Genomic DNA, 24,189 nt, shown 5'->3' on the forward strand with positions numbered 1-24,189 from the left:
TCGTTCCAGTCAGGCGGTGAGAGCACCGGCCTGCGGTAGGCCGACGGCTGCGGGGATGCCGTCGATGTTGGCGATGAGGCTTGCTGCAAGGGTTCGGGCTACGTCGTCCCAGCCGGCCGCGACGCCGAGCGTCGCCATATCGACTGTTTCGAGCCCCGCGTAACCACACGGGTTGATGGCGAGAAACGGCTGCAAATCCATTTTCACGTTCAGGCTGACGCCGTGATAGCTGCAGCCGTTACGGATCTTCAGGCCCAGCGCGGCGATCTTCGCGCCGACGTGCAGCCCGGCATTGGGCTGATCCGGCGAAACGTAGATGCCCGGCGCACCCGCCTTGCGTTCACCGGCGAGATTATACGCCGCGAGTGTGTCAATCACGCCCTGCTCGATTCGCGTGACCAGCTCGCGCACCATCAGCTTCCGGCGGCGCAGATCGAGCAGCAGATACCCGACCACCTGGCCGGGACCGTGATACGTGATCTGTCCCCCGCGATCGACCTTGACGAGCGGAATACCGCTGTCGGCGGCCAGCAGATGAGCGGGATCGCCGGCCTGGCCGAGCGTGAAAACGGGAGGATGTTCGACCAGCCAGATTTCGTCGGATGTTTCCGGCGTGCGGGAATCCGTGAACGCGCGCATCGCGTCGAAACTGGTCTGATAGTCTTCGGAGCCGCGCCAGCGCACTATCACAGGCTGCGCGACAGTGTGTGGCGCTGCGTCAGGCATGACGGCGCCCGACTGCGGGGGACTCGAAGACTCGGGAGAGGGTGAAACCGGCGTGGCACACATGATTTCGGCAGTTTACCGAAATCCTGCGCGCCTCGCCCGCCATCGCGGCAATACGTGGGATCACGTGTGAGCAGGAACGACGCTCAAACCGTGCGCCAGCCTGAGCGCAGCCACGCGCCGAAACGCTCGCTGACGCGCGCAAACCAGTTGAGCGCCTTCTGTTCCGGACGCGTCGGCACGTAGAACGCCACCCGCGCCTGCGTGCCGCGCTCGACCGACAGCCACAGCCGTTCACCGCGCCGCAGCCGCAGCGTCTTGCCCGGTTCGAGCCAGTAATCTTCGACGTCGTCGCTGCGTGTCACCCACACCGCACCGCCCGACACAGCCAGCCGCGTGCTGCGGGTGATCTTCATCGGAACGGTTTCACCAGCTACGATTTCAAACGTGATGCTAGAGGAAATTTCTTGCATGATGACCTCGCCAAAAATCGTTTCATGGCTACAATCGTAGACGGGACAAGGGTTTACGCCAAACGATCAATTTTCACCCTTATGTGAGAAAAATTGCGATGGACCTTCGCCAGCTGCCCGCATTGAACGCGATCAAGGCCTTCGAGGCGGCCGCCCGCCACGAGAGCTTCTCGCGCGCCGCCGACGAGTTGTACGTCACGCACGGCGCCGTCAGCCATCAGATCCGCGCGCTCGAAGAAGAACTGGGCATCAAGCTGTTCGCACGCGACGGCAAGCGCGTGCGGCTCACGGATGTCGGCCGCCGCTATGCCGCTCAGGTGCGCACTGCCCTGATCTCGCTGGCGGAAGCGACGCGCGAAATTCGCGCAGGCGACCGCGACCGGCGGCTGGTGGTGGCGATGCTGTCGTCGTGTGCGGCGCGCTGGGTGACGCCGCGCATTGGCCGCGTTATCGCGGCGAATCCGCAGTGGGATCTCGAACTGCTGTCCACCAACGCACTGACGGATTTCGCCCGCGACGACGTGGATTGCGCGATCCGCTTTGGCAACGGCCCTTATCCGGGGCTGCATGCCGAACTGTTGCTGGAAGAGGTGTTCTTCCCGGCGTGCTCGCCGACCTTCAACGGCGGCAATCTGCCGAAAACGCCCGCGGATCTCGCAAAAGCGCCGCTGCTGCGCTCCGACGACGAACTGTGGCGCCCGTGGTTCGACGCAGCGGGCCTCACCGAGTGGCCCGAACCGAAGCGCGGCGTGCTGTATCAGGATTCGTCGAATCTGCTGCAGGCGGCCATCGACGGTCAGGGCATCGCGCTCACGCGCCGCTCGCTTGCCATGCACGAAGTCGCATCAGGCCGGCTGGTGCGGCTGTTCGACATCGACGGGCCGAGTCCGTGGCAGTACTACTTCATCTGCACGCCGCAACTGATGCAGACAGCACGCGTGAAGGCATTCCGCGACTGGGTATTCGACGAAGTCGGACGCTTCCGGCAGATGTTCGACAATGCCTGCACCGAGAACGCAAAGCGCTCGGCGATGGATACGACTCAGGGGAAAAAGAAGACTGAAACAACACCGGACGCATTGCACGTCCAGAATCCGGCGGCGCAGACGGGGCGCTGAAAGCACCGCCGCCCGCTCGCCAGTCCAACTTTTACAGCACCACCTTGACCATCGGATGCCCGGTCAGCGCCCGGTAAATATCATCCAGATGCTCGCGGTTCAGCGCATGCACCGTCACTGTCAAACCGGTGTAGTTGCCGCCGCTCGACGGCCGCACTTCGATGCACTCCGCATCGAACCCGCCGTCGAACTGACGGATCACCTCGACGATGGTGCTCTGGAAATCCGGATGCGACTTGCCCATCACCTTGATGGGGAAATCACACGGAAAATCTATCAATGATTCGTTCACGGGACTCATCCTCGACTCCTTCATACGCCGCACGCAATCACCCTATATGATTGCGCGCGGCGAAAAAGCAAGCCGCAGGTTTTCTTCTTGTTGCCGGCTTACTTCTTCTTGTTGAACATCAGCATCATCGAATCCCACACGCGGCCGACGATGCCCGCCTGCGGCACGGCCTGCAGCGCAACCAGCGGCACCTGCGCGAGCGTCTTGCCGTCGGCGACGAACTTCACCGTGCCGACCTGCTGGCCTTCCGCGATCGGCGCGATCAGCGGATCGGCGTGCTCGACCTGCGGCTTCACCTTGTCGGCCATGCCCTTCGGCAGCGTGATGTACTGATCTGTCTTCACACCGAGCTTCACGGTGTCTTGCGAACCCTTGTAGACACGCGGCGTCTCGACCACCTGGTTCGCCTTGTACAGGCGCACCGCGTCATACGCGGAGTAGCCGTAGTTCAGCATTTTCAGGCTGTCCTGCACGCGGTCGTGTTCCTTCTGCTCGCCCATCATCACCGTCACCAGACGGCGCGACGCATCGGACGCGCCCGGCAGCGGACGCTTCGCGCTCGCGATCAGGCAGTAGCCGGCCGCTTGCGTGTGGCCCGTCTTCAGGCCGTCGACGGTCGGGTCGATCCACAGCAGACGGTTGCGGTTCGGCTGCTTGATCTTGTTATACGTGAATTCCTTGACCGAGAAGATGTTGTAGTAGTCAGGGAAGTCGCGGATCAGGCGCGCCGACAGGATGGCGAGATCGCCCGCCGTCGTGTAGTGCTGCGGATCGGGCATGCCGTTCACGTCGGCGAAGTGCGTGTTCTTCATGCCGAGCTTTTGCGCTTCCGCGTTCATCATGTTGACGAACTGCGACTCGCTGCCGCCGACCAGTTCGGCCAGCGCGATGGCCGCGTCGTTGCCCGACTGGATGATCATGCCGTAGACGAGATCGTGCACGGTGACAGGCTTGTTCGCCTCAATGAACATGCGCGATTCGTCGTTCTTCACGCGGCGCACGGCCTCGCTCGGATTGACCGTCTGGTCCATCGTGATCTTCTTCGTCTGCAGCGCCTCGAACGTGAGGTAAGCCGTCATCAGCTTGGTCAGCGATGCGGGTTCCACGCGTTCATCGGGATTGCCCGACGCGAGCACCTGGTTGCTGGTGGCATCGACGAGCACCCACGAGCGCGCGTTCACGCCCGGCGGCGGCACCTGCGCGAAAGCCGTGCTCGCAACGAGTGCGGCGGGCAGCGCGAGACCCATGGCCAGTCTGCTGGCGACGGATTGCGGAACGAAGGAAGCAAGGCTGGAAAGGCTGATGGAGCCGGGATTCGTAAAGCGCATAGGATCGGTTCAGGCAGAAATGGGCTGATGCGCACGGGATGCGCAGTGTGGACGGGTTGCGTGCTGCCGGACTAACAGGCGCCGCCGCGCGCGTGTGGTTACAAGGGTCACAAGCAGGGTCACAAGCGTCGCGGCGTCGTTTTGACTGTTCGTCAGACTGTCTGTCACGCGTCAGGTTCGCGCAGCATGCCTCGCATCTCGCGCCGAATACGCCGCCATGAACTCACGAGCAAGGCGATTCGATCCACCAGACGGGCCATGCTGCGCCCAAAAAAGAGCGCTCATTATACGCGGCGGCGCCTGACAAATTGGCTTACGTCATTGAGGTTTACCGCTTTTTTCGAGGGTTTTTTGCAACAGGAGCGGCACGCGGCCGCTCCTGTTTTCGCGATGTGAACGCGGCGCCGACATGTCGTCCGGCGCGCGCGCCTAGCGCCACGCGTCGACGATTACGCGCTTGAGGATATGCAGCTTGCGATGCAGGAAATGCTCGGCGCCCGGAATCACCACGACGGGCAGTTCCTGCGGCGTCGCCCAGTCGAAAACCGACTTGATCGGCACGGTATCGTCGACTTCGCCGTGGATCACGAGGGTATTGTCCGGTACGGGCGCGACTTCCCAGCGGCTCGCCGCTGTACCGACGAACACCATCCGTTCGATCGCCTGCCCTTCTTCGCGCAGCCGCGCGGCGACATGCGACAGCACGAACGTGCCGAACGAAAAACCCGCCAGCGCCAGCGGCAGATCGCCCTGATCGGGCTGCTCGCGCATATGGTCGAGCACGGCGCGCAGATCGTCGCGTTCGCCCACGCCGTTGTCGTGCGTGCCTTCCGTTTCGCCGACACCGCGGAAATTCGTGCGATACGTGATGTAGTTCAGCTGCACCAGCGTGCGCGCGAGCGTCTGCGCGACCTTGTTGTCCATCGTGCCGCCAAATAGAGGATGGGGATGCGCAACGAGGGCGATGCCGCGCGGCGCGGTGCCACCGTCGCGAGCGCCATCGGGCAGGTCGACGGCAACTTCGATCTTGCCCACCGGGCCGTCGATCAGATACTTCTTCGTGTGTACGTTCATCTTGTGTGGAAGCGTGACGCGATGGGTTCGCTGAAGTTCAGCGGTCGATCAGAAGACGCTCGACGATCTTGCCATTGGCGAGATGCGAATCGACGATTTCATCGATATCGCTCTGATCGACGTAGGTGTACCAGACGCCTTCCGGGTACACGACGACTGTCGGCCCTTCTTCGCAGCGGTCGAGGCAACCCGACTTGTTGATACGCACCTGGCCGGGGCCGGCGAGGCCGAGCTGCTTCACGCGTTTCTTCGCGTATTCCTGCATCTCCTGCGCGTTGCAGTTGGCGCAGCTCGGACGCGTCGCGCCCGGCTCGCGCTGGTTCAGACAGAAAAACACGTGATACTTGAAGAAGGAATCCATGATGGCTGACGTGTGGGGTCCGTGAACTGCGCGTGGCGCGCCGGAATCAGGAATAAGAGGTTCCGTCGATTATAACGACGGGGATCGAACATCGCAGGTCGCCGCGGGCGCTTCGGCGCTACCCGTTGCGCATGAGCCTGTCGCACGAATCACGCGCGCGGCGCGCGACGCCTTGCCAGCAACGCGCGTTCCGCCGACAACGCGACCCACACCAGCGCCGCATACGGCCACATCCACGCGAGCCAGCGCGCCAGTCCATTGAAGTGCAGATAGCGGCCTTGCCGCCAGTCCGCGAGCACGACATCGAAATACGGGTTCACGGGCAGCAGATTGACGAACACCAGCGACACCACCAGCGCGATCATCGCGAGCGCGGTGCGCGAACTGCGCGGCAGCTTCAGCGCGAGCAGCATCGCGACAAAGCCGCCCGCGAGTCCCTCCAGCGCGCCCGGCGTCGCCCAGTTGAACGCGAGACCCGATTGCGATTGCAGAAACGTCGCGCCCGCTTTCACGACCAGCGTCGCGATGACGAACGCAATCAGCAGCCGCACGCGCGGCGCGCGCTCGCGCATCGGCAGCGACGCGAGCGCGCCCGCCGCGAGCAGATTCAACGCGGTAATGACGGCTTCCCATGCGTCGTAGGGCATCCATGCAGTGACCAGCGCAGGCCACGCGGGCACATGCCATGCGGCAGGCACCCACGCGAGCAGCGCGTCCTGCATGGTCGAGTCGGAGCGCAGCCACAGTTCGCGCGGCCAGGAGCCGAGGCCGAACAGCAACGGCGCGGGATACATCGTCGCGAACGGCCACAGGCCGGCGAGACCGATCACCGCCGTGCTATCCCGTTCGAACCACAGAAAGCGGATTCGCCGCAGCATGCCGCGATCGAGCAGCGCGCCCGTCAGCGGCGACATCAGCGTCGCGCCGAGCAGTGCGCCCAGCGCATTGGCAGCAAGATCGAGATTCGACGCGACGCGCGTCGGCAGATAGGTCTGCACGGCTTCCATCGCGCCCGACAGCAGCGTACCGAGCCCGAACGCGAACGCCACTGCAATCGCGCCGCGCCAGCGCGGATAAGCGGCCAGCACGACGAGCGCGCCGAACGGCATGTAGCCGAGCACGTTGGTGACGACATCGAAAGCCGTCAGATACTGGGGGAAAGGATCGAAGAGATAGGCGAGCGGGCCGATGCCGAGCGAACGCCAGCCATAGAACGGATACCACGACCCATAGACGATCAGCGCCGCATACAGCACCAGCGCCTGCCTCGCAAACGCCGAAGGCCGCCGCTGCCACGGCTTGTCAGCCATCCAGCGCTCCCACTGCTGCGCGGCAACCCGTCATTGCTGCGCGACGAGCGCCTGCACGCCGAGCCAGGCGGAAATCTGCGCGACGAGGTCGTCGGTGGCGGCGGCGAGCGCACGTGCGCCGCCTGCGGCATCCGCCGAACTCGCCGGCGCGCGCGCCATGAAGGTGCGCTGCCCGACCACCTTGCCGTCGACGAACAGCGTGGTGCGCGCCGTCACCGAACCATGGCTCTCGGACTGCCCGTCGAAATCCTGCTCGAACTCGTCGAGATCCACTTTCAGCACGGGCGCGCGCACGCCGTCACCGCCCGTCAATACCGTGCCACGCGAAGACAACGCATTGCGCAGCCGCTGCGTGACCAGTTGCGCGGGCGGCATGGTCCAGTGGCTGTTCGCGTACGAGGCCGTCTGCTGCGAGTCCGAATACGTCATCCGATAGATCAGCTTGTCGGAATCGAGCGTGGTCGGCGCGGTGACGTCGAGCACCTTGATGGCGGGCATCGTGCCTGTGCTGGCGGGCAACGGCGCCGGGCCGAAGTCGTAGCGGATGTCCGACAGCGCGGACGGATTGCCCGCGCAACCGGCCAGCGCGCCGAGCGCGAGCAGCATCACGGCGAGCGCGGCGCGTGTGAAAAAGAGACGGTTGATCGAATGTGACATACCTGGATTCCTTTGAAATTCATTTGGCCGCGTCGCCCGCAGGCCACACGAAGCCCGGCTCGCCTGGACCGGGCGCGGGACGCGGCGCGCCGAACAGCACGCTGTTGGGCGCCTCGTCGAAGGTATTGGCGGCGCGATCGACGGCACGCACGGCAGAACGCACGTCTTCCGCCAGCGAATTCACGCGCGGCAGCGTGTCGTAGCCTACACGCGACGAAATATCCTGCAGCGTCGAGTTCATCGCCGTCAGCGCGTCGCCCGCCTGCTGCGCAGCCGTGCCGACCTTGTTCAGCGTGCCCACGAACGGGCCGTCCGGGCGGTTCAGGTTCGTGATCATCCGGTTGGTCGACGCGAGCGTCTGGTCCAGCTGGTTGATCGTGTCCGGAAGCTTGCTGACCGTGGGCCCCAGCTGCCCGGTGAGCGTCGTGACGCCGTCGGCAGCGTGCTGCAGGCTCGAGGCCGTGGCGATCAGCTGATCGCGCATTTCCGGCGACAGCATCGCGTCGACATCGCGTACCGTTTTTTCGATCTGCCGCAGCAGGATGTCGCCGCGCGCCTGCAACTGGTCGAACAGGCCCGGACGCATCGGCAGTTGCGCGACATCTTTCACCGACGACGTGAGCGGCGCGAGATCCTTCCCCGTATCGTCGAGCTGGATGAACGCGAGCCCCGTCACGCCCTGCAGGCCGAGCGTGCCGAACGTGGAATGCGTGATCGGCGCGTTTTTGTCGACGAGAATGCGGATCAGAATCTGCCCCGGATGCGAGTGGTCGAACTTGATCGACTGCACCTTGCCGACGTCGAGGCCGCGATATCGTACCGCAGCATCGGGATACAGGCCTGTGACATTGGTGCGTGCAATCAGATCGAAAGGAATGCGGACCGACCGGTCGACGTTGAACAGAAACGCGGCTACCGCGATTGCGACCACCATCACGACGGTGAAGAGCCCGGCCCAGAAGGCGTGTGATTTGTTTTCCATTGTCAGGTTCCCTGATTCACAACTCGGCTTGCAGCTCGACTTGCCATGCGGTTTGCGATGCCGCTTTCAACCATCGGACGGGTGCTGCACCGCCCGCGCAGACAGGTGACGGCTGCGGCCCTCATAACGCGGTGCGCAGTGGAATCGCTTCCGCCGCAGGCTCGAGCGCTGCGGGCGGCAGCTTCGCGCGCCGCTCCGGCGACAAGCCTTGCAACGCCAGCCGCCCGCGCAGCCCGAGAAAATATTCGTGGATGAACGGATGATCGAAGCCCGCCACTTCCTCGACGGGCGCGGCGACGATCACCTTGCGATCCGCGATCACCGCGACGCGCGTGGACAGCGCGACCATCGTATCGAGGTCGTGCGTCACCATCACCACCGTGAGGCCGAGCGCGCGATGCAGCGCGCTGATCAGTTCGACGAATTCGTCGGAGGCCTGCGGATCGAGGCCCGCCGTGGGCTCGTCGAGAAACAGCAGTTCCGGCTCCAGCGCGATCGCGCGCGCGATGCCCACGCGCTTGACCATCCCGCCCGACAGCGCCGCCGGCATCTTCGACGCGTGCTTGCACGGCAGCCCGACCATTTCGAGCTTCAGCATCACGATGTCGCGCAGCAGGTCTTCGGGCACCTTGCCGAGTTCGCGCAGCGGCTGCGCGATGTTGTCGAACACCGACAGCGACGAAAACAGTGCGCCCTGCTGGAACAGCATGCCCGAGCGCACGCGCATGAGCCGCGCTTCGTCCTTGTCGAGCGTGGCCATGTCCTCGCCGAACACCTTGATGGTGCCCGACGTGGGCCGGTCCAGCCCGAGACTCTGGCGCATCAGCGTGGTCTTGCCCGAGCCCGAGCCGCCCACGATCGACACGATCTCGCCGCGCCGCACGTCGAAATCCAGATGCTGATGGACGAGGTTGCGGCCATAGCGTTTGGTCAGGTCGCGCACCTCGATCACGGGTTCCGCGATCGTGGGCAGCGGTTGATCCATTACGGCGGTGGTGAGCGGCGCGATCATGACAGCCCCACGTTCTGAAAGAGAATCGCGAATACGGCGTCGGCGAGAATCACGACGGTGATCGACGTGACCACGGAAGTGGTCGTGCCTTCGCCGAGACTCTGCGAGTTGGCCTTGATGCGAAAGCCGAAGTGACAGCCGACAATCGCGATCAGCATGCCGAACACCATGCCCTTGCCGAGCCCGATCCACAGATTGGCGACGGGCACGACGGTCGGCAGCGCGCGAGCGAAGTACGACATGTCGATCTGCAGCACGAGCTTGGCGGCGAGCGCGCCGCCGATCAGCGAGACGATGTTGGTCCACATCACCAGCAGCGGCATCGCAACAGAGAGCGCCAGCACGCGCGGCAGGATCAGCCGCAGCCCGTGCGGAATGCCCATCACGCGCATGGCGTCGAGTTCTTCCGTCACGCGCATCACGCCGATCTGCGCGGTGATGGCCGAACCGGAGCGGCCCGCGACGAGAATCGCCGACAGCACAGGCCCGAGTTCGCGCAACACCGACATGCCCAGAATATTGACGATGAACTGGTTCGCGCCAAAGAGCCGCAACTGCTGCGCGGACAGATAGCTGAGCACGATGCCGATCAGGAACGCGACCAGCGCGGTAATAGGCAGCGCCTGCGTCCCGGCGCTGTAGACGTTCGCGGAAATCTCCTTCCACGGCGCGAGCTTCGGATTGCGCGCAATCAGCAGCAGATCGAGGATCACGCGCCCGAACATCGCGACGCCGCCATACAGGTGCTCGAACAGCGCGAAAATGCCCATGCCGAGCTTCGTGAACGGATCGAAGCGATGCACGGGTTCGGGGTTTTCGCGCGCGGTATCGAGCAGTGCGATGCGGTCGAAAATGTCGCGCTGGGTGTCGTTGAGCGCGACGAGATCGGTGGGCAGTTTGTAGCCCCAGACGCGCCACAACGCCTGGCCACCCACGTGGTCCATGCGCTCGACTCGCGACAGATCCCATTGCGCGACGTGCGCGCGGCTGTCGATCAGTTCACGCAGACGCGGGAGCGCCTTTCCTTGCACGCGGTCACGCGCCAATGCAAGCGCCGTCCATTGGCCGGACAGGCGCACGATCTTGCCCTGGCCGCCTGCCGCGACTTCGAGGCCGGGAGGAGTGTCGTAGTTCAAGGATCGCAGGATGTGGTTATGTGATTAACGGGCATTGTATCGAAGGGTTCGATATTGGGCCCTGGTTTGGCCCCTGGTGCGCTGTCCGGCCGGACGCCTTGCCGCACCTGGCTTGGGCGTGGGCGCCTGGAACGGGCGACGCGCCATCTATCAGTCACGTTCGCGGGCGCAGTGGCTAAAATACGCTTCATGAATACTCCACTCTCCCCCAGCCCCTCGGGCGACTGGCGCATCGACCGGGAACGCGCGGTCGCGCTGTTCGGCCCGGCTGCCCACGACTGGCCGATCGAAATCGTCGAAGAGCCGGGCTCGACCATCGCCGACCTGATGGCCCGCGTGAAAGCGCTGCCACGCGAAGCGGGCGCGCTCGCACGGCCGATCGTGCGTGTCGCCTATCTGCAGACGGCGGGGCGCGGCCGGCGCGCCCGGCCCTGGTATGCGGAACCGGGCAACGCGTTGCTGTTCTCGGTCGCCTGCGTGCTGCCGAGGCCGCTCGAAGGATTGGCGGGGCTGAGTCTTGCCGTCGGCGTCGCACTGGTCGATGGGCTGCGCTCGCTGCCCGTGGCCGGTCCCGGTCAGATCGCGCTGAAGTGGCCGAACGACGTGCTGCTCGAAGGCGACAAGCTGGCGGGCATCCTGATCGAAACGGCGTGGAGCACGGCGGACGCCAGCGCTGTGGTGATCGGCATCGGCACCTACGTGAAGGGCGCCGAGGAACTCGCCGCGAAAGTCGGCGCGCTCAATGCCGGCGTGCCCGCGCAGGCGCGCGGCGCGGCGCCCACAGCGCTGTCGCGCGCGCTGCCGACCGCGAATCTCACCGATACCCTCGCCGCCGAACTGAACGCGCTCGAACCGGCGCTGCAGCGCTTCGGCGCGGAAGGCTTCGCGCCCTTCCGGCAGCGCTGGAACGGCTGTCACGCTTACGCGGGACGCGACGTGGTGCTGTTCGAACAGGGCGTGGAAATCGCGCGCGGCGTGGCGGCGGGCGTCGACGATCTGGGTCAGTTGCTGCTCGACACGCCGTCCGGCCAGCAGGCGATCGCCACGGGAGACGTCTCGCTGCGTCTCGCCGATGAAGGCAGCGGCGCCGCATGAGCGCGCCGCATCTGCTGATCGATGCGGGCAATAGCCGCGTCAAGTGGGCGCTGGTTCGCGAAGATGGTACACAGACGCACTCCGGTGCGTTTGCGCACGGCGGCCAGCTGGTGAAAGGAACCGGCGATCCTCTGCAGTCAAGGCATGAGCCTGATTGGTCAACATTGCCGCAACCCGGTTCAGCATGGTTATCGAATGTCGCTGGCGACGCGGCGGCGCGACGCGTCGATGCATTTATCGACCGGTATTGGCCGGACTTGCCGCGCACGACGATCCGCTCGGCAGCACGGCAATGCGGCGTGACGAATGGCTACACGACACCCGCGCAACTCGGCAGCGACCGTTGGGCCGGCATGATCGGCGCGCGCGCCGCGTTCCCCGGCGAGCCGCTGCTGATCGCGACCTTCGGAACGGCCACGACGCTGGAAGCGTTGACGGCTGACGGCGTGTTTGTCGGCGGATTGATTGCGCCGGGCTGGTCGCTGATGATGCGCTCGCTCGGCGAGCACACGGCGCAACTGCCGACGCTCGATGCGTCTGCCGCGCGCGGCCTGCTGGACAGCGGCGGCTCTCCGGCCAGCGACAGGCAGAATGGCGCAGTCAAACGCGCCGCATGGTTCGCTACCGATACGCCGCGTTCGTTGTCGTCGGGATGCGCGCTGGCGCAGATCGGGCTGATCGAAAGAATGTGGCGCGATCTGCAGGAGGAATGGAAAGCGCCCGTGCGGCTCGTCGTGAGCGGCGGCGCAGCGGGCGAACTGGTGCAGGCGCTGAGCGTGCCGTACACGCGTCACGATTCGCTCGTGCTGGCGGGACTCGCGCTGATCGCCGCGCAAGCTTCGGACAATCCGACCGCGGACGCACACCGGGCCTGAACACCGAGCCACTGAACAAGGAAGCTGGAGAATTTCAACGATGCTGCGCTGGCTACTCGCCCTGCTCTTTCTCGCCAACGTCCTCGCCTTCGTCACGATGCGCGGACTGTTCGGCCCGTCGCCCGCCGCTGGAACGCGTGAGCCGAATCATCTGAACCGTCAGGTTCGCCCTGAGCAACTGCGCGTCACGCCGATGTCGGCCGCGGACGCAGCCGATCTGGCCGTGGTCGGTGGACCCGCGCCCGTGGCGCCGATCGCGGCTTCCGCGCTATCGCAATAACGCTGAAGTCTCTTCGATACGGGCTGTGCGCCCGTATCGCCCACGCTCACTCCTGAGCGCGCACCTTCTTCAGAAGCGCAGTAGTCGAGCGGTCATGCTCGAATGGAATCGCCAGCGCCTTGCCGCCCCAGCCACGCACCAGCGCAGATTCCGCCAGCTTGTCCATGTCGTAGTCGCCGCCCTTCACCAGCACGTCGGGATGCAGCGCTTCGATCAGTTCGATGGGCGTCTGCTCCCCGAAACACACCACCCAATCGACGCTTTCCAGCGCCGCCAGCAACGCCATGCGATCGGCTTCGTTGTTGATCGGCCGGTCGTCGCCCTTGCCGAGCATGCGCACCGACGCGTCGCTGTTCACGCCGACGATCAGCGTCGCGCCCAGCGCCTTCGCGTCCGCGAGATACGTGACATGCCCGCGATGCAGGATGTCGAATACGCCGTTCGTGAACACCACCGGGCCTTGCAGCGAGGGGCGAAGTTGAGCGAGGGCGTCGCGTGTCGTGAGCTTGCGTTCGAAGGTAGCGGCCATGAGAGAAATCGTTGAGCGGGTTTGAGAAGCGAGGCGTGAATCAGATGGTATCGAACCAGCACCCGCGACACGTCAATAAAAGCAAAACGGCCCGGCGGTTTTCACCTGCCGGGCCGTTGAATTGCGGTACGTCGCAGCGGCCGATCAGGCCGGTTGCTGTTGCGCGGACTGGTCAGCCTGAAGACGCGTCACCACTTCCTTGCGATAGCGGTTCAGTTCCTGAGCCGTCGTGAACGAGCGCTCGAACAGAAGCGACAGGTTATGCAGAATGCGTTCGACGACCTTCTTTTCCCAGCCGTCGTCGAAACGGATCTGTTCGTCGAGCCAGCGTTCGAGCCATTCCGGATCGGGCAGACGCGATTGGATCGTATCGCGCGGGAACAGCGACTGGTTCACGTGCAGGTTGGTCGGGTGCAGCGGCTTTTCCGTGCGACGCGCCGATGCCATCAGGACACCGATCTTCGCGAATGCAGCGCGTGCGCCGTCGCCGAAATTGGTCAATGCCTTCTTCATGTAGCGCAGATACGCGCCGCCATGACGCGCTTCGTCGCGCGAGATGGTTTCGTAGATCGCCTTGATGACCGGCTCGGTGTGCCATTCTGCCGCACGGCGATACCAGTGATTCAGGCGGATTTCCCCGCAGAAATGCAGCATCAGCGTTTCGAGCGGCGGCGCCGGATCGAATTCGAAGCGCACGGCGTGCAGTTCTTCTTCCGTCGGGCACATTTCCGGCTTGAAGCGGCGCAGATATTCCATCAGCACCAGCGAATGCTTCTGCTCTTCGAAGAACCACACGCTCATGAATGCCGAGAAATCGCTGTCGTGATGGTTGTCGCGCAGGAACATTTCCGTGGCGGGCAAGGCCGACCATTCCGTGATCGCGTTCATCTTGATGGTGGCCGCCTGCTCGTCGGTGAGCAGCGAGGCGTCGAATTTATCCCATGGAATGTCCTTCTCCATGTCCCATCGAACGGATTCGAGCGATTTATAAAGTTCCGGATAAAGCATGGTGTTCATGCTCCCACCCCTGTTCTGCGCAAGGCGACGTCTGTTTATCTGTTGCTTGATTGCGACCGACGCACGGGAACTTTCGGAAACTTTCTCCGTCGTCAGCGCAGCATTCAATTTTACGCGGTAATCGGTTGCCAGGACGCATGTCTTTGGCAAAAGAAATACTGCGGCTCGTGATGCGCACGCGATTTTCGTGCCTCGCATGCGCGGCCAACCGTGGGTGAGGGAGAACCTGTGCCTGAGGTCGTGCCAGCTTGCCGCCGAACGACGGCGGTGGGTCCACAGCGAACGCGCCAGCGCCGCATGGCACCGGCTGGAACGGCGAATCTGGCGAGGTTCGCAGGCGTCCGCGGGCCAGAAAAAGCTTACACAATCATAGCATGCGGGCCCGGCCCGCCTCGTTTTCAGCCTGTCGAAACGCGCTTTCAGATTGACGCAAAACAACGTACGCGCGCATTGACCGCATGGTGTCAACGGAATGTGCTAGCGCAATCATGCTTCGACGGCGCGCTGGCCATTGCGGCCACGCACGCCGTTTTTGAAGCCGTTACGCTCATTCGGAAGTCGACGAGGTCTTCTTCGTGGATGAAGTATTCGTGCGCTTTGTGCCCGTTGCGCGTTTCGCGGCCGGGCGCGGCGCATCGCCGGACTTCGCGCTGGCAGCGCCTTGCGTGTCGGCTTCGGATGCGTCGTCGGGTGCATCGTCGGTTTCGAGATCGCTTGGCTCGATACCCGCACCGGCTTCCGATGCGCCCGTCGCCGTCGTCGAGGGCGGCTGCGCCATCGCGAACTGCGCGATCTGGTTGAACTGCGCCTGCAGCAGATTCCACCAGCCGGATGCGTCGAACGCGGGCGTCGCCGATTCGCTCGCCTCGGCTTCCGGCTCGCTGGCGGCCGCCTTCGGCTCGGGTTGTCGAGGCGTCACTTCGGGCGCGGGCTGCGTCATCGTCTGCTGGGCGAAGGCGCCGAATGCACGCAAGGTGGCAAGCGTCGCGCGCTGCACTTCGAGCGCCTGGATCGCCGACTGCAGCATGTTCAGATTGAGCTTGAGCCATTGCTCGACGGCGCGCATATCGGTGATGCGCTTGTCGAGTTCTTCGACGTTCGTGAGCGGCGCCATCATGTCGGACATCATAGACAGCGACGGCACGAAGCCTTGCGTCGCGCCCGCAGGCGCGCCGGGAAACGCCGCGCCGGACGGCGTGAGACGCATCATGCCCCACATGCGGTCGAGCATTTCAGCGGGCGGAAAACCGGGGAATCCGGGGAAAGGTGGCGTCGAGCCGGTGTTGTCGGTCATTGCTCAGCTCCTGTGTTCGGTTCTGGCCTGGGGGCGTGCGTTGTTGTTCGCCTGTTGTTGTTCGATGCAGCTTTCACGGCGCCGTTCAAAGCCACATTCGACGTTCGCGGCTCGATCATACCGCGTGAATTTTTCACGTCCAGCCAGAACAGCGTCTTGCGTCAGAACGGCTCCTTGCCGGGGAAATCCGGTGCACGCCGCTCGCGCAGCGAGGCCACGCCTTCTTTCACATCCGGTCCGGCGAAACCCATGAATTCGAGCGCGAGCGAGGTATCGAAGGTCGGGCCAGCCGAGCGCAGCCAGTTATTCAACGCGTACTTGGTCCAGCGGATCGCTGTCTGCGAACCGTTCGCAAGCTTGCGCGCCACTTCGAAAGTCTTCGGCAGCAGATCGTTATCGTCGACGGCGAGCGAGACGAGACCGATGCGCTCCGCCTCTTCGCCGCTCACCGGCTCGCACAGCAGCAGGTAGTACTTCGCCTTCGCCATGCCGCACAGCAACGGCCACACGATCGCGGCATGATCGCCCGCGGCGACGCCAAGACGCGTATGCCCGTCGATAATGCGCGCCGACTTCGTCGCAATCGAAATATCCGCCAGCAGCCCGGCAACCAGCCCCGCGCCGACCGCCGGTCCATGCATCGCGGAAACGATCGGCTTGCTGCAGTTGATCACGTTGTAGACGAGATCGCGTGCCTCGCGCCACACGCGCGTGCGCACATCGAAATCGTTCGCCATCTCTTCGACGAGACCGAGATCGCCGCCCGCCGAAAAGCCCTTGCCCTCACCGCGAATCACCACGACGCGCGTTTCCGGATCGCGGTCGACGTCGCGCCAGATGTCGGCGAGTTCGCGATGCATGCTGGCGTCGGCAGTAGCGAGCGCGCTGCGGTTCGTGCCTTCGCCGCTCATCACGATTTCGAGGATGCCGTGCGCATGGCGCCGCACGCGCAGCGATCTGTAGTGCGCGTAAAACGCGGGTTCGACCGTTTGCGATTCCGATTCGTGAGACATGGCAGGCATCCGTAAACGCGAGGCGTCGGCGTCAAATCGCAGCTCGAACGTGGAACGCAGCCGACGCTGCGCCACGCAAACCACTTCACTAATGCGGCTGATACACCCACTTGCCCTTGTCGATCTCCACCATCACGCGCGCGCGCTGATCGAGGCCGAGGTGATCGGTGGCGCTCATGTTGACGACGCCGTTCGTGTCGGCGAGTCCTCGGGTTGCTTCGAGCGCATCACGAAGCGCACGGCGGAACTCGACGGTGCCGGGCGCCGCCGATTTCAGCGCAATGGGAATGGCGCTGTTCAGCAGCATGCTCGCATCCCACGCATACGAGCCGAACGCCGACACGCTGCCCGGCCCGCGCAGCTTCTCGAAGCGCGCGATGTAATCGAGCGCGAGACGCTTCGAAGCATAGTCCGACGGCAGTTGTGACGCGACCAGAACGGGACTTGCCGGCAGAAACGTGCCGTTGCAATCGGCGCCGCACACGCGCAGGAAATCGTTATTGCCGACGCCGTGATTGTGATAGATCTTGCCCTTGTAGCCGCGTCCGATCAGCGTCTTCGGCGGCAGCGCGGCAGGCGTGCCCGCTGCGCCCACGACGACGGCATCGGGATTCGCCGCCATGATCTTCAGGATCTGCCCCGTCACGCTCGGATCGGTGCGATTGAAGCGCTCATTGGCGACCACGTTGATATGGTGAATCTGCGCGAACTTCGCGACTTCCGCATAGAAGGTTTCGCCGAGCGCGTCCGCCTGGCCGATATACGCGATCGTCTTCACGCCGTGCTGGCTCGCGTGCTCGGTGATCGCGGAGGCCATCATCGCGTCGGTTTGCGGCGTCTTGAACATCCAGTGGCGCTTCGCATCGACAGGCTCGATGATCTTCGCCGATGAGGCCAGCGAAATGCCCGGCGTTTCACCTTCGGCAATCACATCGATCATTGCCAGCGAGTTCGGCGTGATCGACGAGCCGATGATGGCATCGACGTGATTCTCGGAGATCAGCTTTTTCGTGTCCTGCACGGCTTGCGTCGTGTCGGATGCATCGTCGAGCACGATGTATTCGACTGTCTGTCCGGCGATTTCCTTCGGAAAGAGCGTCGCCGTATCGCGCGCCGGAATGCCGAGCGACGCAGCCGGTCCTGTTAGCGACAACACGAGGCCGATCTTCACCTGAGCGAGTGCGAAACCGGGAAAAAGTGAAAGTGCGGCGGCGAGCGTGCGCGGCTTTGTCACGCTTGCACGCAAGGTTGAAAACGCAAACGACCCGTATCGCGGCATGCTTGTCTCCATGTGGTTTTTTATGCGTTCTGCGATGCGTTGCGACTTCTGCCGTCCGCTTTTCTGCGCGGATCGGCGTGCGAGGCGCGATGGCTTCGCGCGAGCGTCAGTGTAGCGGCGTGCGTGGTGCGGAAGGCATCGGGCGAAACCCTTTCGTTTCGCCAACACCTCACGCCTCACATCGCTACGACCTCAAAGCTCGCCTTCGAGCGGTGCGACCGCCTGATCGATCGAACCGAAAATCGACTTGCCGGCTTCGTCGAACATTTCGATCTTCACGGTATCGCCGAACTTCATGAATTCCGTTTGCGCGCTGCCGTGTTCGATGGTTTCGAGGCAGCGCTTCTCGGCGATACAGCAATAGCCGCGTTTCGCGTCCTTGTTCGACACCGTGCCCGAGCCGACGATCGCGCCCGCGCGCAGGTTGCGCGTCTTCGCCGCATGCGAGATCAACTGGCCGAAGTGGACCACCATGTCCGTGCCGGCATCCGGCTGGCCGACCTTCTTGCCGTTCCAGTGCACGATCATCGGACGATGCACGCGGCCTTCGCGCCACGTATCGCCGAGTTCGTCGAGTGTGACGGCCACGGGCGCAAACGACGTCGCCGGCTTGCTCTGGAAAAAGCCGAAGCCTTTGGCGAGTTCGGCGGGAATCAGGTTGCGCAGCGAGACATCGTTGACGAGCGTGACGAGGCGAATGCTTTTCAGCGCCTGCTCGGGTTTCGTGCCCATCGCGACGTCGCCCGTGATCACGGCGACTTCCGCCTCGAAGTCGATACCGAACGATTCCGACGCGCACACGATGTCGTCCTTCGGCCCGATGAAATCGTCGCTGCCGCCCTGGTACATCAGCGGATCGGTCCAGAACTCGGGCGGCATCTCGGCGCCGCGCGCGCGGCGCACCAGTTCGACGTGATTCACGTAGGCCGAGCCGTCGGCCCACTGGAAGGCGCGCGGCAGCGGCGCCATGCATTCCTTCGCGTCGAATGAGAACGTGTTGCGGGCGCGGCCCTGGTTGAGTTCGTCGTACAGGTCGCGCAGTTGCGGCGCGTAGAACATCCAGTCGTCGAGGACGCGCTGCATCGTCGGCGCGATGGCGTCGGCGACGGCGGCCGTATGCAGGTCGCGGGAAACGACGATCAGTTGACCGTCGCGCGTGCCGTCCTTCAGCGAGGCAAGTTTCATGGCGGAGAAAGCGTGTGGATGACGATAAGAGGAATCTATTCTACGATGGTGAATCGGCGCGGCCAAAGCGGATGCTTGATGCAGACGCTTTACGCGCCGTTCATGTCGCTTCGCCGCTCACCGTTCAATCATCCGTTTATGCCCCCAACCGCCCGCTCCAGTTCGATCCGCAAGAACGCGGAATCCGCCGAACCGTTCGATCCCGCCGACGACGATACCGCCGATCAGCCCGACAACGATCAGGACGGCGGCGAGGAAAAACTGCGTTCGGGCATCCAGTCGATCGAAGTCGGCTTCCGTTTGCTCGAGGTGCTCACCCACGAGCCGCGCGCGATGATGCTGCGCGATCTCGCGCAGCGCGCGGGCATGAGTCCGGCCAAGGCGCACCGTTATCTCGTGAGTTTTCTACGGCGCGGCGTGGTCGCGCAGGATCCGCTCACGGGCCGCTACGAACTCGGCGGCTTCGCGTTGCAACTGGGGCTGGCGCGTCTGGCACGCGTCGACGGCGTGAAGCTCGCGCGCCTTGCGCTCGCCGAACTGCGCGACCGGCTCGATTTGACCGTTGGCATCGCCGTGTGGGGCAATCAGGGGCCGACCGTCGTGCACTGGATGGAATCGAGTTATCCGGCGAAGGCTTCACTCAAACTCGGCGACGTCATGCCGATGCTGAGTTCGGCGACGGGTCTGCTGTTCGCCGCGTATCTGCCGCGCAGCAAGACTACCGCGATGATCGAACGCGAACTGGCGCAAACGCAGCGTTGGGCCGCCGCCGACAGTCCACGCACGCCGGAAGATGTCGAGCGCGTGCTCGCCGACGTGCGTGCGCATGGCGCGGCGCGCGTCGAAGGCATGCTGCTGCCGACCATTCACGCGTTCTGCACACCCGTGTTCGATTCGAACGGCGATCTCGCGCTCGGACTGATCGCGCTCGGTCACGAAGGCGCGTTCGATATCGCGTGGGGCGGCGCTGTGGATAGCACACTGCGCGAGTGCGCCCAGAAGCTCTCGTACGAACTCGGGTATAGTCCGACGCCACGCTGAGCATGAGGAACGCGTAACGGCGCAGCGCGGTCGAAACGTCTCCGACCGCTCGTCACTCTGCGTTCCGCCTTCAGGATATTGCCGCCTCCGATGTCGTCTCCGTCCGCTGTCCGTTCCGTCACGCCCGCCCGCCTCGCCACCGCGCAGCGGCGCGCGTCGCGTTTGCGCTGGGCGGGCGTGCTGGCGGTCGTCGTCGGAGCGCATTTCATCGCCGCGCAGTGGTTCGAACGGCATCGCGACACGTTCAAGCCGGTGTCGCCGGAACATGTGCCTGTGCAGGTCGCGCTGCTCAAGCCGGAACGCATCGAAACCCAGGCCGCCGGTTCGCCGCCGCCCGCGAAGGCTGCGCCTGCCGCGCCGAAGCGCGCCGCGCGGCCACGCAGCGAACATGTGTTGACGGCCACTCAGCCCGGCACGAAGCCGCTTCAAACAGCGGCAACGACTGACACGGCCAGCGCGCCCGTCGAAGCTTCGGCTGCTGCGTCTAGCGTTGCGTCGTCCGCAACGGGAACAGCGGGTTCTGCTGCCAACGCCGCAGGTCAAGGCAACGCGCCGAACGCAGCGCCCGGCGTGAAGTTCTCGGTGCCGCCTTCGGGCGAACTGCAATACGACACCTTCTACAACGGCGTGCGCAACCAGCCGGGCACGATCCACTGGTCGAGCGACGGCCGCTCGTACGATATGGTCGTGTCGGTGCCGCTGCCGTTTATCGGCACTTTCAGCTATTCGAGCCACGGTCACGTCGATGCATTCGGTCTTGCGCCTGATCAGTACATCGAAAAACGCGGCCGGCGCGGCGAAGACATCACCACGTTCCATCGCGATACGAAGCAGATTGGCTTTACGCGCACGCCGAATACGCTGCCGCTGCAGGACGGCGCACAAGACCGCTTCAGCATGGTCATGCAACTCGCGAGCCTGGTGCGCGGCGATCCCGACGCGTATCAGCCGGGCGTCACGCGTCAGTTTTTCGTCACCGACAACGACAGCGGCGAAATCTGGCCGATCGAGACGATCGGCGACGAAGCGGTGCACACCGATCAGGGCATCGTCGATGCGCGCCATTTCATGCGTCTGCCGCGCCGCGAAGGCGACCGCCGGCGCATCGACGTGTGGCTCGCGCCATCGCTTGGATGGCTGCCCGCGCGTCTGGTGCAAACCGAGCCGAATGGCACGCAGATCGAACTGGTGTGGCGCGGCAAGCTCGCACCGCCCGACGCGAACGGTGCGAATGGTAGCGCTTCCTCCTCCGGCGAAGACACGTCGACAACCCCGCCTCAACCTTCCGTCACCGATCCCGGCGCAGGCCCCGAGAAGCCCTGACACGACCTCGTCCTTCGCAAAGGAGGACACGTTGAACTGCAGCACTACTCACACTCTGCATCAGAAACTTCTTTGATCCCGGCGAATCGCACTACGAATCGCACGGATTGCATCGGCGCTTCATGCGAATCCGATCAGTTGAATCGCATGAGCCGTCGAATCATTCGTTCTCTCAATGCGGCATCACTAACGGAGCACGCATGCAAATCAATGTGAATGGTCTCGATACGCGCTATGTTGTGAGTAACGAAGGGGGTGGTCCGTGGCTCACGTTCATACATCAGCTAGGCGGCGATCTATCCATCTGGGATCAGCTTGCCGGCTATTTCCGCGACGACTACACGGTGTTGCGCTATGACGTACGCGGCCACGGTCAAACGGCTGTATCAGAGAAGCCGTTCAGTGTTGCAGATTTGTCGCAGGATCTTCGCGCGTTGCTGGATGCGCTTGGCGTACAGAGCACGCATATTGTCGGAATGTCGATGGGCGGCATGATCGCGCAGCAATTCGCGCTGGATGACCCGGCGCGCATCGAAACCCTGACGCTCTGCGATACGCATGCGGCCACGCCTGCAGGCGGCCATGCCGTATGGGAACAGCGCGCGGCGAAGGCTCGCAGTGAAGGTGTCGCCGCGCTTGCGCAGGCGACGATGGAACGCTGGCTCACGGCTGATTTTCGCAACGCGCATCCTGAAGTGGTCGAACAGATACACGAGGTTTTTGCAAGCACTTCGTCTGAAGGTTACGCACAAGCGTGCATTGCGCTGCGCGATTTCGATGTGCGCAGTAGACTGAGTGTGATTGATCTTCCCACTCTTGCTGTGGCTGGACGCCACGACGCAGGCACGCCACCTGCTGATACACACGAAATTGCGAATGCCATCCGGAACGCGCAGTTCGAGCTGCTAGACGCCGCTCATCTCGCACCGATCGAACAGTCGCAACGCTTCACTGCTTTGCTGGAATCGTTTCTGCTAAAACGGGTCTAACCGATAGGTCCGGAGAATTCAAAGCGTCAGGCCGGACCCACCCCTTGAATTCCAAACCAAGGGCTCCATCTACGGTGCAACACTGGCCCGGAGCCATCGGAAATAAGGAGTGTCGCCATGCAAATGATCTACAACAGCCCCAACTACTGTGTCGTCGAGTTTCCGCCGCAAGACGGCCATGTCTCGATGCTTTCCGGCGGGTATGAGATCGTCGACAAGAATACGCAGCGCGAGATATACATCGACGGTGCGATGGCAGCCAGTTTTCGCGAACACGTGCAAAAGCTGATCGAAGACGAGCCGACGCTAGATGAAGTTGACGAATTCCTCGGCCAGTTCGACAGCCTGATGAATCAGCCGGTCATCCTTCACTGACCAGCGCCAACCAGGCGACACGTCCCCATCAACCCCGTCCGGCCCTGCGCCGGGCGGGGTTTTTCATTTCCCGTCGCCGCGTGTGCCAGCGTTTGCTTAATCGACGCTTAAAACTGAGCGCTTTAAACGTGTAGAACCTGAACCGTACGTATCGTGGCGCGAAATGCTGAGGCGCATCGTGTGCAAGCAGGGAAAGAAATACGTTTCGCGCTGCAATCGCAGCCATTGCAGCGCCGTGCGGCTCGCATCGCCTGCCGCGCCCCGGCGGCGCCGCGCCCATGCAGCTACAATATTGAGTTTCCTGAAAAAAGCCGGCCCGTCCGGCACGAGCCAGATCAGACCATGAACCAGCCCGATCAGACCAACAATCAGTCCGCCCCGACAGCCGCCCGCGCCTATACGCGCGGCACGGCCCTGCCCGCGTTGCTCGAATCGCGCATCCTGATCCTGGACGGCGCGATGGGCACGATGATCCAGCGCTACAAGCTCGACGAAGCCGCCTATCGTGGCGAACGCTTCAAGGACTATGCGCGCGACATCAAGGGCAACAACGAACTACTGTCGATCACGCAGCCGCAGATCATCGCCGAGATCCACGAGCAGTATCTGGCGGCGGGCGCGGACATCATCGAAACGAACACGTTCGGCGCGACGACCGTCGCGCAGGCCGACTACGGCATGGAAGATCTCGCCGTCGAGATGAATCTCGAATCGGCGAAACTCGCGCGCGCTGCATGCGACAAGTATTCGACGCCCGACAAGCCGCGCTTCGTCGCGGGCGCAATCGGACCGACGCCGAAAACGGCGAGCATTTCACCCGATGTGAATGATCCCGGCGCGCGCAACGTCACGTTCGACGAGCTGCGCACCGCGTACTACGAGCAGGCGAAGGCGCTGATGGAAGGCGGCGCGGATCTGTTCCTCGTCGAAACGATCTTCGACACGCTGAACGCAAAGGCCGCGCTGTTCGCACTCGACGAACTGTTCGAAGACACGGGCGAACGTCTGCCCATCATGATCTCGGGCACGGTCACCGATGCATCGGGCCGCATTCTGTCGGGTCAGACGGTCGAGGCTTTCTGGAATTCGCTGCGTCACGCCAAGCCGCTCACGTTCGGCCTGAACTGCGCATTGGGTGCAGCGCTGATGCGCCCGTACATCGCCGAACTGGCGAAGCTGTGCGATACGTATGTGTCGTGCTATCCGAACGCGGGTCTGCCGAATCCGATGAGCGATACGGGCTTCGACGAACTGCCTGCGGATACCTCCGGCCTGCTCAAGGAATTCGCACAAGCGGGTCTCGTGAATATCGCGGGCGGCTGCTGCGGCACGACGCCGGACCATATCGCCGCGATTGCAAAGGCGCTGAACGACGTGAAGCCGCGCAAGTGGCCGAGCCAGTATCGCGACGCAGCCTGAAGCATT

Annotated in this window: 26 protein-coding genes; 9 read left to right on the plus strand and 17 right to left on the minus strand. The window is 63.7% G+C overall.

Annotated features, from left to right (window positions below; translation table 11 throughout):
- Positions 1–9 precede the first annotated feature (9 nt).
- Positions 10–726: a lipoyl(octanoyl) transferase LipB gene (lipB, locus tag DK391_RS21495; RefSeq protein ID WP_204117411.1), complete on the minus strand. Its 717-nt coding sequence runs from the start codon at positions 724–726 to the stop codon at positions 10–12.
- 146 nt (positions 727–872) lie between these two features.
- Entirely contained in the window at positions 873–1,199 is a 327-nt protein-coding gene (locus DK391_RS21500; protein ID WP_109480003.1) for a DUF2917 domain-containing protein, read from the minus strand.
- Positions 1,200–1,297: 98 nt separating this feature from the next.
- On the opposite strand from DK391_RS21500, the gene DK391_RS21505 reads away from it, so the two are divergent.
- Positions 1,298–2,317, plus strand: coding sequence for a transcriptional regulator GcvA (locus tag DK391_RS21505; RefSeq protein ID WP_109480004.1), 1,020 nt, complete (start codon positions 1,298–1,300; stop codon positions 2,315–2,317).
- Between the two features lie 31 nt (positions 2,318–2,348).
- On the opposite strand, the gene DK391_RS21510 is transcribed toward DK391_RS21505, so the two are convergent.
- The 9 genes from DK391_RS21510 to DK391_RS21550 all read right to left on the minus strand — a co-directional run bounded on the left by DK391_RS21510 (position 2,349) and on the right by DK391_RS21550 (position 10,469).
- Positions 2,349–2,618, minus strand: coding sequence for a DUF493 family protein (locus DK391_RS21510; protein ID WP_109480005.1), 270 nt, complete (start codon positions 2,616–2,618; stop codon positions 2,349–2,351).
- Positions 2,619–2,707: 89 nt separating this feature from the next.
- Positions 2,708–3,937, minus strand: a complete 1,230-nt coding sequence (locus DK391_RS21515) for a D-alanyl-D-alanine carboxypeptidase family protein (RefSeq protein WP_109480006.1) — start codon at positions 3,935–3,937, stop codon at positions 2,708–2,710.
- A 429-nt stretch (positions 3,938–4,366) separates the two neighbouring features.
- Entirely contained in the window at positions 4,367–5,011 is a 645-nt protein-coding gene (locus DK391_RS21520; RefSeq protein ID WP_109480007.1) for an alpha/beta hydrolase, read from the minus strand.
- Between the two features lie 37 nt (positions 5,012–5,048).
- On the minus strand, positions 5,049–5,372 hold the full coding sequence (locus DK391_RS21525) for a ferredoxin (protein WP_109480008.1): 324 nt from the start codon (positions 5,370–5,372) through the stop codon (positions 5,049–5,051).
- A 149-nt stretch (positions 5,373–5,521) separates the two neighbouring features.
- Positions 5,522–6,682: a VanZ family protein gene (locus DK391_RS21530; RefSeq protein WP_109480009.1), complete on the minus strand. Its 1,161-nt coding sequence runs from the start codon at positions 6,680–6,682 to the stop codon at positions 5,522–5,524.
- A gap of 30 nt (positions 6,683–6,712) precedes the next feature.
- Positions 6,713–7,339: an ABC-type transport auxiliary lipoprotein family protein gene (locus DK391_RS21535; RefSeq protein ID WP_109480010.1), complete on the minus strand. Its 627-nt coding sequence runs from the start codon at positions 7,337–7,339 to the stop codon at positions 6,713–6,715.
- Between the two features lie 19 nt (positions 7,340–7,358).
- Positions 7,359–8,321: an MlaD family protein gene (locus DK391_RS21540; RefSeq protein WP_109480011.1), complete on the minus strand. Its 963-nt coding sequence runs from the start codon at positions 8,319–8,321 to the stop codon at positions 7,359–7,361.
- A gap of 121 nt (positions 8,322–8,442) precedes the next feature.
- Positions 8,443–9,333 carry an ATP-binding cassette domain-containing protein gene (locus tag DK391_RS21545; RefSeq protein ID WP_109480012.1) on the minus strand — a complete coding sequence of 297 codons (891 nt, stop codon included), beginning with the start codon at positions 9,331–9,333 and terminating at the stop codon, positions 8,443–8,445.
- A complete protein-coding gene (locus DK391_RS21550) occupies positions 9,330–10,469 on the minus strand; it encodes an ABC transporter permease (protein ID WP_109480013.1) in 1,140 nt (379 codons plus the stop codon). The genes DK391_RS21545 and DK391_RS21550 overlap by 4 nt, the downstream gene beginning before the upstream one ends.
- Positions 10,470–10,658: 189 nt before the next feature.
- On the opposite strand from DK391_RS21550, the gene DK391_RS21555 reads away from it, so the two are divergent.
- The 3 genes from DK391_RS21555 to DK391_RS21565 are packed head-to-tail and all read left to right on the plus strand — an operon-like array spanning position 10,659 to position 12,719.
- Positions 10,659–11,564, plus strand: a complete 906-nt coding sequence (locus tag DK391_RS21555) for a biotin--[acetyl-CoA-carboxylase] ligase (RefSeq protein WP_109480014.1) — start codon at positions 10,659–10,661, stop codon at positions 11,562–11,564.
- Positions 11,561–12,439 carry a type III pantothenate kinase gene (locus DK391_RS21560; RefSeq protein WP_109480015.1) on the plus strand — a complete coding sequence of 293 codons (879 nt, stop codon included), beginning with the start codon at positions 11,561–11,563 and terminating at the stop codon, positions 12,437–12,439. Before DK391_RS21555 ends, DK391_RS21560 begins: the two co-directional genes overlap by 4 nt.
- Positions 12,440–12,479: 40 nt before the next feature.
- Positions 12,480–12,719, plus strand: a complete 240-nt coding sequence (locus DK391_RS21565) for a hypothetical protein (protein ID WP_109480016.1) — start codon at positions 12,480–12,482, stop codon at positions 12,717–12,719.
- A gap of 46 nt (positions 12,720–12,765) precedes the next feature.
- Here DK391_RS21565 and rfaE2 read toward each other — a convergent pair whose 3' ends face one another.
- From rfaE2 to DK391_RS21595, 6 genes are all read right to left on the minus strand, one after another.
- Positions 12,766–13,248: a D-glycero-beta-D-manno-heptose 1-phosphate adenylyltransferase gene (gene rfaE2 / locus DK391_RS21570; protein ID WP_109480017.1), complete on the minus strand. Its 483-nt coding sequence runs from the start codon at positions 13,246–13,248 to the stop codon at positions 12,766–12,768.
- Between the two features lie 144 nt (positions 13,249–13,392).
- Positions 13,393–14,265, minus strand: a complete 873-nt coding sequence (locus DK391_RS21575; RefSeq protein WP_109480018.1) for a ferritin — start codon at positions 14,263–14,265, stop codon at positions 13,393–13,395.
- A 547-nt stretch (positions 14,266–14,812) separates the two neighbouring features.
- Complete coding sequence (locus tag DK391_RS21580) at positions 14,813–15,559, minus strand: PhaM family polyhydroxyalkanoate granule multifunctional regulatory protein (protein ID WP_109480019.1); 747 nt, start codon at positions 15,557–15,559, stop codon at positions 14,813–14,815.
- A 161-nt stretch (positions 15,560–15,720) separates the two neighbouring features.
- A complete protein-coding gene (locus DK391_RS21585; protein ID WP_109480048.1) occupies positions 15,721–16,572 on the minus strand; it encodes an enoyl-CoA hydratase/isomerase family protein in 852 nt (283 codons plus the stop codon).
- Between the two features lie 88 nt (positions 16,573–16,660).
- The gene (locus DK391_RS21590) at positions 16,661–17,851 is read right to left on the minus strand and encodes an ABC transporter substrate-binding protein (RefSeq protein WP_109480020.1); all 1,191 of its coding nucleotides are present in this window, start codon (positions 17,849–17,851) and stop codon (positions 16,661–16,663) included.
- A gap of 192 nt (positions 17,852–18,043) precedes the next feature.
- Positions 18,044–19,036 carry a fumarylacetoacetate hydrolase family protein gene (locus tag DK391_RS21595; protein WP_109480021.1) on the minus strand — a complete coding sequence of 331 codons (993 nt, stop codon included), beginning with the start codon at positions 19,034–19,036 and terminating at the stop codon, positions 18,044–18,046.
- 138 nt (positions 19,037–19,174) lie between these two features.
- Between DK391_RS21595 and DK391_RS21600 the strand changes: the two genes are divergently transcribed.
- From DK391_RS21600 to DK391_RS21620, 5 genes are all read left to right on the plus strand, one after another.
- Entirely contained in the window at positions 19,175–20,077 is a 903-nt protein-coding gene (locus tag DK391_RS21600; RefSeq protein WP_109480049.1) for an IclR family transcriptional regulator, read from the plus strand.
- Positions 20,078–20,167: 90 nt separating this feature from the next.
- Positions 20,168–21,400 carry a DUF3108 domain-containing protein gene (locus DK391_RS21605; RefSeq protein ID WP_109480022.1) on the plus strand — a complete coding sequence of 411 codons (1,233 nt, stop codon included), beginning with the start codon at positions 20,168–20,170 and terminating at the stop codon, positions 21,398–21,400.
- A gap of 200 nt (positions 21,401–21,600) precedes the next feature.
- The gene (gene pcaD / locus DK391_RS21610) at positions 21,601–22,389 is read left to right on the plus strand and encodes a 3-oxoadipate enol-lactonase (protein ID WP_109480023.1); all 789 of its coding nucleotides are present in this window, start codon (positions 21,601–21,603) and stop codon (positions 22,387–22,389) included.
- 117 nt (positions 22,390–22,506) lie between these two features.
- The gene (locus DK391_RS21615) at positions 22,507–22,764 is read left to right on the plus strand and encodes a DUF3567 domain-containing protein (protein ID WP_054929575.1); all 258 of its coding nucleotides are present in this window, start codon (positions 22,507–22,509) and stop codon (positions 22,762–22,764) included.
- 342 nt (positions 22,765–23,106) lie between these two features.
- Entirely contained in the window at positions 23,107–24,183 is a 1,077-nt protein-coding gene (locus tag DK391_RS21620) for a homocysteine S-methyltransferase family protein (protein WP_109480024.1), read from the plus strand.
- Positions 24,184–24,189 lie beyond the last annotated feature (6 nt).

Origin of the sequence: Paraburkholderia sp. C35 (assembly GCF_003121405.1) — a bacterium.
GTDB lineage: Bacteria > Pseudomonadota > Gammaproteobacteria > Burkholderiales > Burkholderiaceae > Paraburkholderia.

Bases quoted from the DNA above. Each gene is read 5' to 3' on its own strand.
- lipB (WP_204117411.1), bottom strand. From the start codon at position 726: ATGCCTGACGCAGCGCCACACACTGTCGCGCAGCCTGTGATAGTGCGC.
- DK391_RS21500 (WP_109480003.1), bottom strand. From the start codon at position 1,199: ATGCAAGAAATTTCCTCTAGCATCACGTTTGAAATCGTAGCTGGTGAA.
- DK391_RS21505 (WP_109480004.1), top strand. From the start codon at position 1,298: ATGGACCTTCGCCAGCTGCCCGCATTGAACGCGATCAAGGCCTTCGAG.
- DK391_RS21510 (WP_109480005.1), bottom strand. From the start codon at position 2,618: ATGAGTCCCGTGAACGAATCATTGATAGATTTTCCGTGTGATTTCCCC.
- DK391_RS21515 (WP_109480006.1), bottom strand. From the start codon at position 3,937: ATGCGCTTTACGAATCCCGGCTCCATCAGCCTTTCCAGCCTTGCTTCC.
- DK391_RS21520 (WP_109480007.1), bottom strand. From the start codon at position 5,011: ATGAACGTACACACGAAGAAGTATCTGATCGACGGCCCGGTGGGCAAG.
- DK391_RS21525 (WP_109480008.1), bottom strand. From the start codon at position 5,372: ATGGATTCCTTCTTCAAGTATCACGTGTTTTTCTGTCTGAACCAGCGC.
- DK391_RS21530 (WP_109480009.1), bottom strand. From the start codon at position 6,682: ATGGCTGACAAGCCGTGGCAGCGGCGGCCTTCGGCGTTTGCGAGGCAG.
- DK391_RS21535 (WP_109480010.1), bottom strand. From the start codon at position 7,339: ATGTCACATTCGATCAACCGTCTCTTTTTCACACGCGCCGCGCTCGCC.
- DK391_RS21540 (WP_109480011.1), bottom strand. From the start codon at position 8,321: ATGGAAAACAAATCACACGCCTTCTGGGCCGGGCTCTTCACCGTCGTG.
- DK391_RS21545 (WP_109480012.1), bottom strand. From the start codon at position 9,333: ATGATCGCGCCGCTCACCACCGCCGTAATGGATCAACCGCTGCCCACG.
- DK391_RS21555 (WP_109480014.1), top strand. From the start codon at position 10,659: ATGAATACTCCACTCTCCCCCAGCCCCTCGGGCGACTGGCGCATCGAC.
- DK391_RS21560 (WP_109480015.1), top strand. From the start codon at position 11,561: ATGAGCGCGCCGCATCTGCTGATCGATGCGGGCAATAGCCGCGTCAAG.
- DK391_RS21565 (WP_109480016.1), top strand. From the start codon at position 12,480: ATGCTGCGCTGGCTACTCGCCCTGCTCTTTCTCGCCAACGTCCTCGCC.
- rfaE2 (WP_109480017.1), bottom strand. From the start codon at position 13,248: ATGGCCGCTACCTTCGAACGCAAGCTCACGACACGCGACGCCCTCGCT.
- DK391_RS21575 (WP_109480018.1), bottom strand. From the start codon at position 14,265: ATGAACACCATGCTTTATCCGGAACTTTATAAATCGCTCGAATCCGTT.
- DK391_RS21580 (WP_109480019.1), bottom strand. From the start codon at position 15,559: ATGACCGACAACACCGGCTCGACGCCACCTTTCCCCGGATTCCCCGGT.
- DK391_RS21585 (WP_109480048.1), bottom strand. From the start codon at position 16,572: ATGTCTCACGAATCGGAATCGCAAACGGTCGAACCCGCGTTTTACGCG.
- DK391_RS21590 (WP_109480020.1), bottom strand. From the start codon at position 17,851: ATGCCGCGATACGGGTCGTTTGCGTTTTCAACCTTGCGTGCAAGCGTG.
- DK391_RS21595 (WP_109480021.1), bottom strand. From the start codon at position 19,036: ATGAAACTTGCCTCGCTGAAGGACGGCACGCGCGACGGTCAACTGATC.
- DK391_RS21600 (WP_109480049.1), top strand. From the start codon at position 19,175: ATGCCCCCAACCGCCCGCTCCAGTTCGATCCGCAAGAACGCGGAATCC.
- DK391_RS21605 (WP_109480022.1), top strand. From the start codon at position 20,168: ATGTCGTCTCCGTCCGCTGTCCGTTCCGTCACGCCCGCCCGCCTCGCC.
- pcaD (WP_109480023.1), top strand. From the start codon at position 21,601: ATGCAAATCAATGTGAATGGTCTCGATACGCGCTATGTTGTGAGTAAC.
- DK391_RS21615 (WP_054929575.1), top strand. From the start codon at position 22,507: ATGCAAATGATCTACAACAGCCCCAACTACTGTGTCGTCGAGTTTCCG.
- DK391_RS21620 (WP_109480024.1), top strand. From the start codon at position 23,107: ATGAACCAGCCCGATCAGACCAACAATCAGTCCGCCCCGACAGCCGCC.